General features: G+C 43.7%; 12 protein-coding genes. 9 read left to right on the top strand and 3 right to left on the bottom strand.

The features are described 5' to 3' along the window. Nucleotides 1-146: 146 nt before the first annotated feature. Both bioA and BacF7301_RS22045 read right to left on the bottom strand, forming a co-directional pair. Nucleotides 147-2,561, bottom strand: coding sequence for an adenosylmethionine--8-amino-7-oxononanoate transaminase (gene bioA, locus BacF7301_RS22050; RefSeq protein ID WP_167966186.1), 2,415 nt, complete (start codon nt 2,559-2,561; stop codon nt 147-149). An 84-nt stretch (nt 2,562-2,645) separates the two neighbouring features. After that, nucleotides 2,646-3,761: a DUF4421 domain-containing protein gene (locus BacF7301_RS22045; protein WP_167967281.1), complete on the bottom strand. Its 1,116-nt coding sequence runs from the start codon at nt 3,759-3,761 to the stop codon at nt 2,646-2,648. A gap of 159 nt (nt 3,762-3,920) precedes the next feature. On the opposite strand from BacF7301_RS22045, the gene BacF7301_RS22040 reads away from it, so the two are divergent. The 4 genes from BacF7301_RS22040 (at nt 3,921) to BacF7301_RS22025 (ending at nt 9,303) form a co-directional block, all read left to right on the top strand. Beyond that, nucleotides 3,921-7,049, top strand: coding sequence for a SusC/RagA family TonB-linked outer membrane protein (locus BacF7301_RS22040; protein ID WP_167966184.1), 3,129 nt, complete (start codon nt 3,921-3,923; stop codon nt 7,047-7,049). A gap of 14 nt (nt 7,050-7,063) precedes the next feature. Then, nucleotides 7,064-8,545 carry a RagB/SusD family nutrient uptake outer membrane protein gene (locus tag BacF7301_RS22035; RefSeq protein ID WP_167966182.1) on the top strand — a complete coding sequence of 494 codons (1,482 nt, stop codon included), beginning with the start codon at nt 7,064-7,066 and terminating at the stop codon, nt 8,543-8,545. Between the two features lie 183 nt (nt 8,546-8,728). Further along, on the top strand, nt 8,729-8,986 hold the full coding sequence (locus tag BacF7301_RS22030; protein ID WP_167966180.1) for a hypothetical protein: 258 nt from the start codon (nt 8,729-8,731) through the stop codon (nt 8,984-8,986). Then, nucleotides 8,977-9,303 carry a type II toxin-antitoxin system RelE/ParE family toxin gene (locus BacF7301_RS22025; protein WP_167966178.1) on the top strand — a complete coding sequence of 109 codons (327 nt, stop codon included), beginning with the start codon at nt 8,977-8,979 and terminating at the stop codon, nt 9,301-9,303. Before BacF7301_RS22030 ends, BacF7301_RS22025 begins: the two co-directional genes overlap by 10 nt. A gap of 63 nt (nt 9,304-9,366) precedes the next feature. On the opposite strand, the gene BacF7301_RS22020 is transcribed toward BacF7301_RS22025, so the two are convergent. Continuing rightward, a complete protein-coding gene (locus BacF7301_RS22020) occupies nt 9,367-10,572 on the bottom strand; it encodes an MFS transporter (protein ID WP_167966176.1) in 1,206 nt (401 codons plus the stop codon). A 161-nt stretch (nt 10,573-10,733) separates the two neighbouring features. Between BacF7301_RS22020 and BacF7301_RS22015 the strand changes: the two genes are divergently transcribed. The 5 genes from BacF7301_RS22015 (at nt 10,734) to uxuA (ending at nt 14,892) form a co-directional block, all read left to right on the top strand. Next, on the top strand, nt 10,734-10,979 hold the full coding sequence (locus BacF7301_RS22015) for a GlsB/YeaQ/YmgE family stress response membrane protein (protein ID WP_167966174.1): 246 nt from the start codon (nt 10,734-10,736) through the stop codon (nt 10,977-10,979). 46 nt (nt 10,980-11,025) lie between these two features. After that, on the top strand, nt 11,026-11,313 hold the full coding sequence (locus BacF7301_RS22010) for a YtxH domain-containing protein (protein ID WP_167966172.1): 288 nt from the start codon (nt 11,026-11,028) through the stop codon (nt 11,311-11,313). Nucleotides 11,314-11,691: 378 nt separating this feature from the next. Then, entirely contained in the window at nt 11,692-12,762 is a 1,071-nt protein-coding gene (locus BacF7301_RS22005; protein ID WP_167966170.1) for a LacI family DNA-binding transcriptional regulator, read from the top strand. A 21-nt stretch (nt 12,763-12,783) separates the two neighbouring features. Continuing rightward, on the top strand, nt 12,784-13,596 hold the full coding sequence (locus BacF7301_RS22000) for an SDR family oxidoreductase (protein WP_167966168.1): 813 nt from the start codon (nt 12,784-12,786) through the stop codon (nt 13,594-13,596). Nucleotides 13,597-13,722: 126 nt separating this feature from the next. After that, entirely contained in the window at nt 13,723-14,892 is a 1,170-nt protein-coding gene (uxuA, locus tag BacF7301_RS21995) for a mannonate dehydratase (RefSeq protein ID WP_167966166.1), read from the top strand. Nucleotides 14,893-14,966 lie beyond the last annotated feature (74 nt).

Below are 14,966 nucleotides of genomic sequence, written 5' to 3'. Positions count from 1 at the left end.
TGTATATACGGAATATCCTGTAAGTTCCTCACCGATGAAGGCAGTCTTCCTCACCGGGGAACCACCCTTTCCTCACCGAGGAACAGCCCGTTGCTCACCGAGGAACGAACTGTAGGGAGAAGATGAGGAAAACTTGCTTTTGTATGTCATCTTTTTTGAATAACTTTGAGTAATCCGGAAGTCAATTTACTTAGTTGTTCGGGAGTAATAATGAAAGGCGGCATCAGATAAACCAGTTTGCCGAATGGACGTACCCAAATACCTTCTTCCACAAACCGACGTTGCATAAATGCCATATTTACCGGACGCTTCATCTCGATTACTCCGATTGCCCCTAGTATCCTTACATCAGCTACTTGCGGCAACTCCCGTGCAGGTGCCAATTCTTCTTTTAATTGGGCTTCGATTCGTTTTACATTCTCCTGCCAACCGGATTCAATCAGCAAGCGAACGGATGCGCGAGCCACCGCACAAGCGAGTGGATTTCCCATGAAAGTCGGCCCGTGCATGAAAGCTCCCGGTGCATGATTGGAGATAGTATCTGCCACATGATTACTAGCCAATACGGCAGAAAGCGTCATATATCCACCGGTCAATGCTTTTCCGATGCACATAATATCCGGTTCTACTTCGGCATGTTCCCAGGCAAACAATTTGCCTGTCCGTCCGAATCCCGTTGCTATTTCATCGAAGATGAGAAGAAGTCCATGCTTCTTGCAGAGTTTTTCCGCTTCGCGAAGATATTGCGGATGATAAAACCACATACCACCTGCTCCCTGCACAATCGGTTCAAGAATCAGTGCCGCCAGTTCTCCCGAATGTTTTTCTATTGTTTCCCGTAGCGGTTCGATGTCCTGAGGATTCCATTCACCGTCGAAGCGGGACGAAGGAGCCGGAACAAAATGGCGGACAGGAAGTGCCGAACCGAAGAGACTATGCATTCCCGTTACGGGGTCGCATACGGACATGGCATTCCAGGTATCACCATGATAACCGGAGCGGATAGTTACAAAATTATTCTTATCCGGCTTTCCGGCGGCATACCAATATTGTACAGCCATCTTCAAAGCTACTTCCACAGCTACCGAACCGGAATCCGCATAGAATATTTTCTGCATGGACGGTGGAACCAACGGCAATAATAATTTTCCCAGTTCAATGGCAGGGTCGTGTGTCAGCCCGCCGAACATGACATGAGACATTTTATCCAGTTGGTCTTTTGCCGCCTGGTTCAATGCCGGATGATTGTATCCATGCACGGCACACCACCAGGATGACATTCCTTCAATAAGTGTCCGCCCGTCTTCAAGGGTAATGGTAGCACCATCCGCCCGTTTCACTTTATAAACAGGAAGCGGGTCAGTAGTAGAAGTATAAGGATGCCACAAATGTTCCCGGTCGAACTGGGAACCTGCGAAATGATACCCCTCTTCTTGAATCATTTGCTTGTCTTCTGAAACTTTAGAACCGAGCGTTGTCAGTAAATCGCCTACAATGGCGGAATTGATACCTATATACAATGCCTTGCGCATAGCTTCGGAAGAGAGTTGTGAGCGTCCGCCGGCAAAACGCAGAAAAGCTGTCGGATTGATGAAACGGAACAAGGCAATCGTCCTGAGAATCTCTTCTTCACTCAGGGGCTTTTCGTTTTCCAACGGCGTTCCGGGTATCGGGCTTAATAGGTTGATAGGAATAGACTGGACATTCAGTTCTTCCAGAGTGAAAGCGAATTCAATCCGTTGTTCCATTGTTTCTCCCATACCGATGATGCCACCGCAGCAAATATCCATCCCTACACGGCGCGCAGCGTCGAGAGTGGCAAGTTTCTGCTCCTGTGTATGAGTAGAGCAGAGTGTTGAAAAGTAGGAAGGAGCAGTTTCCAGATTGCAGTGATAGCGGGTTACGCCAGCTTCATGCAGAGAACGCAGTTCTTCTTCGTCGAGCAAACCCAGCGAAGCGCAAAGTTGAATCGACGAATGCCGCCGCATATGGCGGACAGTATCACAAAGTTGGGTAATCTGTTTGGGAGAAGGTTTCCGGCCGCTGGTGACGAGGGAGAAACGGTTGACGTCTTGGGCTTCATTGTATTTTGCCTGTCGGAGACATTCTTCAGCGGGTAGGAGATTGTAGACTTCGGCTTGCGTCTTGTAGTGAGAGGATTGTGCGCACCATTTACAGTTCTCCGGGCATCTGCCGGACTTGGCGTTGATGATGGAACACATGTCGAATTCGTGCGAAGCACGTGCGACGGTAATCTCATGCGCGGCGGCATAAAGCGCCTCGCTGTCGGCCATGTTGGCCAGCCATGCGGCCTGGTCGGGCGATATATCCACGCCTGCCAACACTTGGTCTTTAATTTCTTGAAGTGTCATAAATGTATGATAAGGGATAGTTTGTGCAGCATTCTGCTTGCGAAGGGCAACGTCCACTACATTGATATGCAGATGACCGATTTGGAATTCACGTCCCATACTCGCAAAGGCGGCGTAATTCTTCCTGCCCCAATAGCGGAAGCGGGAAAGAAGGGAGCGTGTGGTCTGTATGTGGCGTTGTTGCTTCATCTCATTCTTGTTTTTAAGAAAAGAACGCGGCAAATGTACAAAGATTCTTTGGATAAGCAAACAGTTTGGCGGTTTCTGATATTTCTACTTCGATTTCTTTTTCCTGTATTCCTTGCGCAGATTGAAGTTGAATCCGGCATATACCTGGAGAGTTCCGAAGCCATTATCCAAAGAGAAATTATTGCGGTGATAATTGTAGTTTTTCCCAACGAAAGAAGAACCTACGAAATACTTTCCGTTATTATAGACCACGCCTGCACGAAGCAGGAAATCGAGATTCAGCTTGCCGTACCATGTTTTTCCTTCATGAGTTTCCGCGTCTACATCGGAAGCTTTATAGGCAATAGCGGGAGTCAGAGACAGGCAAGCCAGGCAGTTGCGTGCAAATACCCAGTTGTACGCATAGCCGAAGCTGATATTGGCATTGGTATATTTTATCTTATTGACTTTCATTCCGGGATTCATATTCGCTTGTATATGTTCCGGTAATTGCAGATAGTCAAAATCGAGATTGTGTTTTGATATGGAAAAACCTGCAATAAATGTCCCCGCATTGCGCCGTTGATTGGTGGACTGACTGAAAGCAGCCGGATAAGAGAATTTCCGGTTATTGAAGATGTAGTATAAATTCAATCCTTTTATATCTACTTTCAGGCCATTGAAGTTCTCTGAATAATTGGACGGAATCTCATCCGAGAATCCCCTGATTTTATGAATCTTATAATTATTACCCGTGCGGCGGTAGAAGATGTCCACCCCTAACTTGGAGCTATAAAGGCTTAAATCAAATTCTGTCCCTCTGTTCTTCCGGTTTGTCTTCCGATAAATATCATCGACATCGACAGACCATCCCAGGAAAATCCATCTCCAACCGAAGTACAATCCAATCTTGTTGTGCGGATTAGGCGAGAAGCTAAGTTTCTGAGGTTGGGGAAGTTCGCTGGTGACCGAGTAATATTCAAAGTTGCTGAAATGGGTGACCATCAGCGCATAATTATATCGGTTGGGACTGATGTAAAGCGTATCGAAATCACTGAAATTCATGAATTTCTTGATGGCTCTCTTGAAAGCACCGGGTTTGGCGATATTTGCCGAATCTCCCTGCACACTGTCGGCTACGGAAATATTCTCCTTTCCAGGTTGTGCCTGTAAGGAGAGCGACAATAACAGGGAAATATATAAAACAATCTGTCTTACCATGCGATTCTTCGTAGCCGTTATGAATGTCTTTGGTTTCACGAATGTACTACCTTTCGTTGATTTATACTAGCAATCTTCTAAAAAATGTTTCGTTTCCTAAACAAAAAACTTCTATATACTGTTAGTACAGCTAGCAAATAAATATTAAGCCACAAAATTATGAGAATCTATTTACGTTTATTAGCAGCGTCTCTTTTGCTTCTTGCAGGGAATATATTGTATGCGGAAGCACAGCAGGAGAAACGCGTGACGGGTACGGTGACCTCTGAAGGAGAGCCCTTGCCTGGTGTATCTGTACAATTGAAAGGAGCATCTTCAGGCACAATCACCGATATTGATGGAAATTACTCTGTCGAAGCTCCGGCTACCGGCACTTTGGTATTCCGTTTTGTAGGGATGCGCACAGTAGAACAACCGGTAAACAACCGAAATGTGATAAATGTTGCCTTGGAATCAGAAAGTAAAGAACTGGACGAGGTGATGGTAGTAGCATATGCCACTGCCAAGAAATATAGTTTTACCGGAGCTGCTTCGACTATGAAGGCAGGGGAAATTGAAAAGTTGCAGACTTCCAGCGTATCGCGTGTATTGGAAGGTACCGTGTCCGGTGTGCAGGCAAGTGCGGCAAGCGGCCAGCCGGGTACGGATGCTGAAATCCGTATTCGTGGTATCGGTTCTATCAACGCTTCCAGTGCTCCGCTTTATGTGGTGGACGGTGTCCCGTTTGATGGGAGTGTGAACTCCATCAATCCCGATGATATATCTTCGATGACTGTTCTGAAAGATGCCGCGTCTGCCGCCCTATACGGTTCCCGTGGCGCGAATGGTGTGATTATTATCACTACCAAGCAAGGCGAACAGAACTCGAAAGCAACGGTAAAAGTGAAAGCGTCTTTAGGAGGTTCCAACCGCGCAGTCCGCGACTACGACCGTGTCAGCACGAACCAATATTTTGAATTATATTGGGAAGCGCTTCGCAATCAGTATGCCAAAAGCTCTGACTACACACCGGCAACTGCCGCGGCACAGGCTTCCAAAGATTTGGTTACGAAATTAATGGGTGGAGGGCCTAATCCTTACGGCCCGCAATATGCACAACCGGTCGGCACGGACGGTAAACTGATAGAAGGTGCCTACCCATTATGGGATTCTAATTGGAGCGACGCTATGGAGCAACAGGCACTTCGCACAGAACTGAACCTGAGTGTTTCCGGTGGTGGAAAGGCCAATCAGTATTTCTTCTCCGCCGGATATCTGAATGACAAAGGTATCGCCCTCGAATCCGGTTATCAACGTTTCAACCTGCGTTCCAACATCACCAGTGAAATAACTTCCTGGTTGAAAGGCGGTGTCAACTTGAGTTTTGCCCATTCCATGCAGAATTATCCGGTTTCTTCCGACTCCAAAACGAGTAACGTGATTACAGCCGGACGTACCATGCCGGGTTTTTATCCGATTTATGAAATGAATACCGACGGTAGTTACAAACTGGATGAAAGCGGAGACCGTATTTATGATTTCGGTTCGTATCGTCCTTCCGGTTCTATGGCTAACTGGAACTTGCCCGCTACTTTGCCTCTGGATAAGTCGGAACGTATGAAAGATGAAGTTTCCGGCCGTACTTTCCTGGAAGCTACGATTATCGAAGGATTGAAATTCAAGACAAGTTTCAACTTCGATTTGATTAACTATAATACATTGGACTATACAAATCCCAAACTGGGCCCGGCTAAGGAAAACGGTGGCGGCGTCAGCCGGATGAATACCCGTACTTTCTCCTGGACATGGAATAATATTGCCACTTATGACAAGACGATTGGTGAACATCATTTCAATGTCCTTGCCGGTATGGAAGCGTATTCTTATCGTTATGATGAACTGACTGCGTCACGTTCTAAAATGGCGCAGCCCGATATGCCGGAACTGGTAGTCGGCTCACAGTTGACCGGTGGTTCGGGGTATCGCATAGACTATGCGCTGGTCGGCTATCTTACCCAACTGCTCTACGACTATCAGAATAAATATTTCTTCTCAGCGTCTTACCGTCGCGACGGTTCTTCACGCTTTGCGCCGGAGACTCGTTGGGGTAATTTCTGGTCATTGGGTACTTCCTGGCGTATCGACCGTGAAGAGTTTATGGCAAGCACTTCCGACTGGCTGTCTGCCTTGACTCTGAAAATGAGCTACGGTGCACAGGGAAATGATAACCTCGGTACTTACTATGCAAGTAAGGGACTTTATAGTATCGTCTCCAATTTGGGCGAGAATGCATTAGTCTCCGACCGTATGGCAACTCCGAACCTGAAATGGGAAACGAACCTGAACTTTAACGTCGGTATTGACTTCTCTCTGTTTAACAATCGCTTCTCCGGTTCGTTCGACTTCTTTACACGTCGTTCGAAAGACTTGCTTTATTCCCGTCCGATAGCTCCCTCTTTGGGATATGGTTCTATTGACGAGAATGTAGGAGCTTTGAAGAATACGGGTATAGAACTGGTACTTAACGGAACGATTATCAATCAGAACGGTTGGGTATGGAAACTGGGTATGAACCTCACTCACTATAAGAATAAGGTGACAGACCTTCCATTGAAAGATATGCCGCAAAGCGGTGTGAACAAGCTCCAGGTAGGTCGCTCTGTTTATGATTTCTATATGAAAGAATGGGCAGGCGTAGACCCTGAGAATGGAGACCCATTGTGGTATATGGACGAGGAAGATGCCAACCACAACCCGACAGGAAAACGTATCACCACGAATGATTACGCTTCGGCTGATTATTATTATGTCAACAAATCGTCTCTTCCGAAAGTATATGGCGGATTCAATACGTCACTTTCCTGGAAAGGATTCGACCTCTCTGCTATCTTTGCTTACAGCATTGGCGGATATATCTACAACCGTGATATTACAATGATTCTGCACAACGGTAGTTTGGAAGGACGTGATTGGTCGACAGAAATTCTGCGACGTTGGACACCGGAAAACCGGGATACCGATGTTCCTGCTTTGAGTACAACCTCTAACAATTGGAACTCGGCATCCACCCGCTTCTTACAAAACAACTCCTATATGCGATTGAAGAACCTGACGCTCTCTTACAACTTACCCAAGCAATGGATTAGTAAATTGTCATTGAGCAGTGTGCAAGTATATGTGCAGGGAGATAACTTATTTACTATCCACCGGAATCAGGGATTAGACCCTGAGCAGGGAATTACAGGTATTACTTATTATCGCTATCCGGCTATGCGAACCATCTCCGGAGGTATTAACGTTGCTTTCTAAATTCAGACTAAATTATGAGAAAAATAAAAATACAATCTATTCTGGCAGCCGTTGCCACTCTCTTTTTGGCAACGAGCTGTAATAGCAGCTTTTTGGATACAGACCCGACAGATGCAGTAAGTTCCGAAAAAGTGCCTGTGCCCGAAAATGCGGAAGCACTTGTGAACGGTGCCTGGTATAATCTGTTCGATTATTCAAGTACTTATGCCAATATCGGTTATCGTGCACTTCAGTGCCAGGATGATATGATGGCAAGTGATGTTGTTTCCCGTCCGAAATATGGGTTCAATTCTTCCTATCAGTTCAACGATGTAGCTATTTCTTCAAACAATAGAACGGAGTTTGCCTGGTATCTGATATATAAAACGATAGATAACTGTAATACTGCTATTTCCATCAAGGGGGATTCGGAAAAACTCCGTCAGGCGCAGGGACAGGCATTAGCTTTACGTGCTTTCTGCTACCTGCACCTGGTACAGCATTATCAGTTTACTTATTTGAAGGATAAAGATGCGCCTTGTGTTCCTATTTATACTGAACCGAGTAATAGCTCAACGGTGCCGAAAGGAAAATCAACAGTGGCGCAGGTTTACCAGCTTATTTTCGATGATTTGACTTTGGCACAGGATTATTTGAAAAACTATGTCCGTAGCGGTGATAATCAGAAGTTCAAACCGAATGTAGCAGTAGTCAACGGACTTTTGGCTCGTGCTTACTTGCTGACCGGACAATGGGAAGAAGCGGCAAAAGCAGCAGAAGCCGCCCGTGAAGGATATTCTCTGATGACAACCACTGCCGAATACGAAGGATTCAATAATGTCTCCAATAAGGAATGGATATGGGGATTCCCTCAAATACCTTCCCAATCGGATGCAAGTTATAATTTCTACTATTTGGATGCCACATACGTTGGAGCTTACAGTAGTTTCATGGCCGACCCTCATTTGAAAGATACTTTTACCGAAGGCGATATTCGTATCCCTCTGTTTCAGTGGATGCGCGAAGGATATTTAGGATACAAAAAGTTTCATATGCGTGCGGACGATACGGCTGATTTGGTCTTGATGCGTTCTGCTGAAATGTATCTGATTGAAGCTGAAGCGAAAGCCCGTGATGGCGTAGCATTGAATCAGGCTGTAGCGCCTTTGAATACATTGCGCAATGCCCGTGGAGTAGGGGATTATGATGTGACGGGAAAATCACAGGATGATGTAGTCAACGAAATTCTGATGGAACGCCGCCGTGAACTTTGGGGAGAAGGATTCGGTATTACCGATGTACTCCGTACCCAAAGAGCCGTAGAACGTACTGCTTTGTCGGATGAAATACAGAAAACGGAAGTGGATTGCTGGCAAGAAGACGGTAGCTTTGCCAAACGGAATCCATTAGGACATTGGTTCCTTCGTTTCCCGGATGGCAAACCGTTTACAGTGAACAGCACTTATTATCTGTATGCTATCCCACAAAAAGAAATTAACGCTAACCCTAACCTATAAATAGATAACTCTCTTAATTTTTTGACTTTGACCTTAACTTGTAGACCGGTATACGTCGTGACGACGCATACCGGTCGTTTTTTATCTCCAATTAAATATGTTAATATAATGAGCTTTGTAGGTTATGTAACTGTTTTATTGTAACTTTGTATCACGAAGAAAGGAGATAATAATATGTCTACAATGGAACTTAGAACTTCACTTCTCAAAGAAGTGGCTGCTATTATTGCTGATGACGATTTGACCGCCGAGGCTTTAAAAGCTTTGAAAGCTTTGCGTCGTAAATCGCGTATTATGCGTAAAGAGCAGGAAGTGAAATCTCCCTGTAATTATGAGACAGAGACTATGACAAAACGTGCAGAAAGTGCTTTGGTCCGTTATAAACAAGGAGAATATGCTTCACAGGATGATATGCTGAAGCGTACAGAACGATGGGAATAATATGGGATTATGAAGCATTGGATGATTTAGAAGATATTCTTTGCTATATTGAAGTCCAGTTTTCAATGAAAGAAGCCCGCCTTTTCAGACAACAAATTGTACATGTTACCCGGAATCTATGTGAGTTTCCATTTCTTGGAAAAGTAGAGCCTTTGCTGGAAGATTTTAAAGAGATGGAATTGCGCTCTATTCCTGTTGATAGACTATGCAAACTTATATATGCAGTAATGAATGATAATGTATTCATCATAGCCCTTTGGGATACCCGCCGTAATCCCAAGACTTTGGAACAGGAATCTAAAGGAAGGCTTCGCTAATATTAGAATAAATAAATCGCCCTGCTATTATCATTCATATAGCGGGGCGATTTATATAGATTTCTATCCAATCTTTTTCTTCTTCAAATTCGGTAAAAAGAATGTGACCAATCCCAGCAGTGGCATATACGCACAGATATTATATACATATTCAATACTCGTTTTATCCGCTAAATTACCGAGTACGGCAGATGCTACACCAGCCACCCCGAATGCAAATCCAAAGAATAACCCTGATATCAATCCGAGCTTGGTAGGAAGCAATTCCTGTGCATAAAGCAATATGGCGGGAAAAGCGGAAGAAAGCATCAATCCCACACAGAAGCTAAGGATAATAGTCCACATCAAATTAGCATGTGGCATTAGTAAACTGAACGGGGCAGCTCCCAAAATTGAAGCCCAAATGACATACTTCCGACCAATACGGTCACCTACCGGACCACCAATCAGTGTTCCGATAGCAGTAGCAACTAAGAAAATAAATAAATATAGCTGCGAATCCTGTACCGTAACATTGAATTTATGAATCAGATAGAATGTATAATAACTGGTCAGACTCGCCATATAGATATATTTCGAGAAAATCAATATTAATAATATACCGATAGTAATAGCCGTCTTATCCATAGGCAGGGGAAGATGAACCGGAGTTTTTACACTGACGGTTTGAGCCTTCATCCGGTTCAGATAAGATTTATACCATTTGCAAATCGGATACATGACTCCGATAGCTGCAACCGCTACAAATGCAAATATGAAAAGATGCTGTCTTCCATAAGGGGCAACCAACAAAGCCACCAATAAAGGTCCTAACGAACCACCGAAATTGCCGCCTACCTGAAAAAGTGATTGTGCCAATCCCCGCTTGCCACCTGAAGCAAGGAACGTGATGCGGGAAGCTTCCGGGTGAAGCACCGAAGAACCGATTCCGATTAAGAACACAGATAGCAATATCCAATACAGATTATCGGAAAATGCCAAACTCACCAAACCTACCATTGTAAAGCTCATTCCGATAGGCAACGACCATGCGACGGGATATTTATCAAAGATAATTCCGGTAATCGGTTGAAAGACCGAAGCCGATAGCTGATAAACCAGTGTGATAAGACCGATTTGCGCGAAACTCAATCCTAAATCATCTTTGAATAGCGGATAAGCTGCTGAAACAACGGACTGTAAAAGGTCATTGAGGCAGTGTGAAAGACTTAATGCGATTAAGATGGAAAATGTAATTTTTCCTACGGGTTGTTCCTGATTTTGTACCATGATACCTATTTCTTTAGAAGTGTTCCTGAAAAATTGGCTGCAAAGGTACGCAAACTTTCCTGTTTCTCTAAAACTAAGGATTGTAAATTGTCGTTAATTCAGTTTTGGGTTACTGAACTATTCTCCATACCTGCTGTTGTTAAATTAAAAAGGAGGATAATATGAGCTTTATTTGGTATATCATTATTGGTATTGTGGCTGGATTCCTCGCAGGTAAAATAATGCGCGGCGGAGGTTTTGGCCTTATAATTAATTTATTACTTGGTATTCTTGGAGGTGTACTGGGCGGTTGGGTGTTTGCCCTTTTCGGACTCGCAGCTTCAGGATTGATAGGAAGTTTGATTACTTCCACGGTGGGAGCTATCCTGGTTTTATGGATTGCTTCTTTGTTCTCAAAATCTAAATAGGTATTTTTATATAATTTATTTTTAATCTAAAAAACGGAATTTAATTATGGAATGTAGACATGGTAATTTTTGGATTGGACTCGGAATCGGGTCAATTTTGGGTGCGGTAGCTTACCGCCTTTCACGCACTGCGAAAGCTAAACAGTTGGAAAGCGAAATTTATGATGCTATCCACCGCATTGGTCGTGACGCAGAGGCCGCAGCAGCTTGCGCCGAAAAAAAAGCGATGAACCTCGGGCTTAAAGCAGTAGAAACCGGAGCCGAAATTGCTGATAAAGTAGCAGCCGAAGCAGATAAAGTGGCTGGCAAAGCAAAAGATAAATGGGATAAATAAAAATCCCAGAATTGGTAGTCAGCTTGGATATAGTTGATTACCAATTTCTATTTAGTAACTATCTGTCATTTATATCACTTAAAACCTCTATGTGTGCTCGTACACACTTTACGCGTTTTACCATTCTTTTTCATTCTTTTCCGAAATAAAGGTACTCCGTTTCTTATCTTTTTCTGTTCTATAAATGTACTTTTTATGATTCTTTCTGCCGTTTTTCTTATGTTTAACAACATGGATGCAATATCCTGTTTATTGATAAGCTTCTGATTATTAATAGTATATCTTCTCTTGTGTGTGAATGTGTGTGCGCACACACTATTGCTTAATTCAATAATTCATTTTACTTTTGTCAGCGAGAAACAAGATACTTATTAAAATATGGATAAAGAATTCTCAAATATTCGTATTGTAGACATCGCTAAAATGGCGGGTGTCTCTGTTGGTACGGTGGATAGGGTTATTCATAACCGTGGACGGGTATCTGAGGAAAACAGGAAAAAGGTGCAGACTATTTTGGAGATGGTGCATTACCAACCGAATCTTATGGCGCGGTCTTTAGCTTCCAAGAAACAGTATCACTTTGTCGCAATCACCCCGTCTTTTGCTCAGGGAGAGTATTGGGAAGCTATTTCAGAAGGCATTGATAAAGCAGCTTCCGAAATGGAGTCTTATAATATAACTATCACGAAACTCTTCTTCGACCAGTATAATAACAAAACTTTTGATGATATAGTCCGTAATCTGTTGGACGAAAAGGTAGACGGAGTGTTAATTGCTACATTGTTTACCGATTCCGTTATCCGGCTTTCGCGGGAACTCGACCGGTTCGAGATTCCTTATATTTATGTCGATTCCAACATTGAGGGACAGCATCAGCTAGCCTATTTCGGTACGGAATCTTATGATGCCGGAGTTATTGCTGCCAGATTGCTGACAGACAGGATTTCTCCTGCTTCCGATATTCTCACGGCACGGATTATCCATAGCGGAAAGAATGACTCTAACCAAGGAAGAAACCGCAGAGAAGGTTTTTGCCGTTATCTGAAAGAAATGGGATTCACCGGAAATCTGCATGAAGTGGAGTTGAAAATCAATGACTCGGTGTACAATTTCACTAAACTGGATGAAATATTCGAATCAAATCCGAATATCGAAGGAGCTGTTATTTTCAATTCTACCTGCTATATTTTGGGAAACTATCTGAAAGCAAGAGCCATGCAATCGGTGAAACTGGTGGGCTATGACCTTATCGAGAGGAATACGCAGTTACTTTCGGAAGGCGTGATTACCGCATTGGTTGCGCAGCGTCCCGAAAGACAGGGCTATGAAGGCATCAAATCCTTATGCAGCCATCTGCTGTTCAAACAAAACTCTGAAAAGGTGAACCTGATGCCGATAGATATTCTGCTGAAAGAAAACTTGAAATATTATCTGAACAATAAACTATAAACATATAAATTTTTAGAAACCATGAATGAATTATTTAACGTAAAAGACAAAGTTGTTGTAATCACCGGTGGAGCCGGAATTTTAGGTAAAGGAATTGCTGCATACCTCGCTAAAGAAGGTGCAAAAGTAGTTGTACTCGATAGAAGCGAAGAAGCAGGAAAAGCATTGGTAGACAGCATCAAAGCTGAAGGAAACGAAGCTATGTTCCTTTATACCGATGTAATGGACAAAGAAGTATTGGAAGGCAATAAAGCAGAAATCATGAAAGCTTATGGTCGCATTGACGTATTGCTGAACGCTGCCGGAGGTAATATGGCAGGTGCTACAATCGCACCGGACAAAACTTTCTTCGACTTGCAGATTGACGCATTCAAGAAAGTGGTAGACCTGAACCTGTTTGGTACAGTATTGCCTACAATGGTATTTGCTGAAATTATGGTTGAACAGAAGAAAGGCTCTATCGTAAACTTCTGCTCTGAATCAGCTCTCCGTCCGTTGACTCGCGTAGTAGGTTATGGTGCGGCAAAAGCAGCTATCGCTAACTTTACTAAATACATGGCTGGTGAACTGGCTCTGAAATTCGGTAACGGTCTGCGTGTAAACGCTATCGCCCCGGGATTCTTCCTGACAGACCAGAATCGTGCATTATTGACTAATCCGGACGGCTCTCTGACAGACCGTTCAAAAACGATTCTCGCTCATACCCCGTTCAACCGTTTCGGCGAACCGGAAGACCTTTACGGAACGATCCACTATCTGATTAGTGATGCTTCTAACTTCGTAACGGGTACAGTAGCTGTTATCGACGGTGGCTTCGACGCATTCTCTATTTAATAAATGGAGAATTGAAAATTAAAAATAGAGAATTGGCTGCGCAGCATCCGCATGTCGGCTCTCAACTTTTAATTTTCAACTTTTATTTCTTAATTCTCAATTTTCAATTCTTAATTTAACAATAGTATGTATTTATGCGAACAAACTTGGCGCTGGTACGGTCCTAACGACCCAGTAAGCTTGTGGGATATTAAACAAGCGGGCGCTACCGGTATAGTAAATGCTCTTCATCACATTCCGAATGGCGAAGTATGGACAGTAGAAGAAATTATGAAGCGCAAGCAAATGATTGAAGAAGTAGGTCTGACATGGTCTGTTGTAGAAAGTGTACCCGTACACGAGCATATCAAGACACAGACGGGGGACTATCTGAAATATATCGAAAACTATAAAGAAAGCATCCGTAACTTGGCAAAATGCGGCGTAATGGTAGTTACCTACAACTTCATGCCTGTATTGGACTGGACACGTACCGACCTTGCCTATACAATGCCCGACGGCTCTAAAGCTCTCCGTTTTGAGAAAGCGGCTTTCGTTGCTTTCGACCTTTTCATCCTGAAACGTCCGAACGCAGAAAAAGATTATACTCCTGAAGAAATAGCCAAAGCTAAAGCTCGTTTCGCACAAATGAGCGAGGATGACAAGAAACTGTTAGTTCGTAATATGATTGCCGGACTTCCAGGTTCTGAAGAAAGCTTCACCGTAGAACAGTTCCAAGAAGCCTTAGACCGTTATGACGATATTGATGCTGAAAAACTTCGTTCCAACTTGATTTTCTTCTTGAAAGAAATTGCTCCTGTTGCCGATGAGGTAGGAGTAAAGTTGGTGATTCATCCGGACGACCCCCCTTATAAAATCTTGGGTCTGCCGCGTATCTTGAGTACGGAAGAAGACTTCAAGAAACTGATTGAAGCCGTACCTAACGAATCCAACGGGCTTTGCCTGTGCACAGGTTCTTTCGGTGTACGTGCAGATAATGACCTTGCCGGCATGATGGAACGTTTTGGCGACCGTGTGAACTTTGTGCATTTGCGCAGTACACAGCGTGACGAAGAGGGTAACTTCTACGAAGCTAACCATTTGGAAGGAAACGTAGATATGTATAATGTAATGAAGGCTCTTATCCTTCTGCAACAACGTCGTAAATGTTCTATTGCTATGCGTCCCGACCACGGACATCAGATGATTGATGACTTGAAGAAGAAAACAAACCCCGGATATTCTTGTTTAGGCCGCCTTCGCGGATTAGCGGAACTTCGCGGTTTGGAAATGGGTATCGCTAAGTCTATCCTCTAATCAGAGTACATAATTAGCATTATTATAATAAGAAACACTATGGCTATTATTGATTGATAATAGTTGTAGTGTTT

Origin of the sequence: Bacteroides faecium (assembly GCF_012113595.1) — a bacterium.
Classification (GTDB): Bacteria; Bacteroidota; Bacteroidia; order Bacteroidales; family Bacteroidaceae; genus Bacteroides; species Bacteroides faecium.
This window is presented reverse-complemented; position numbering and strand designations above follow the sequence as displayed.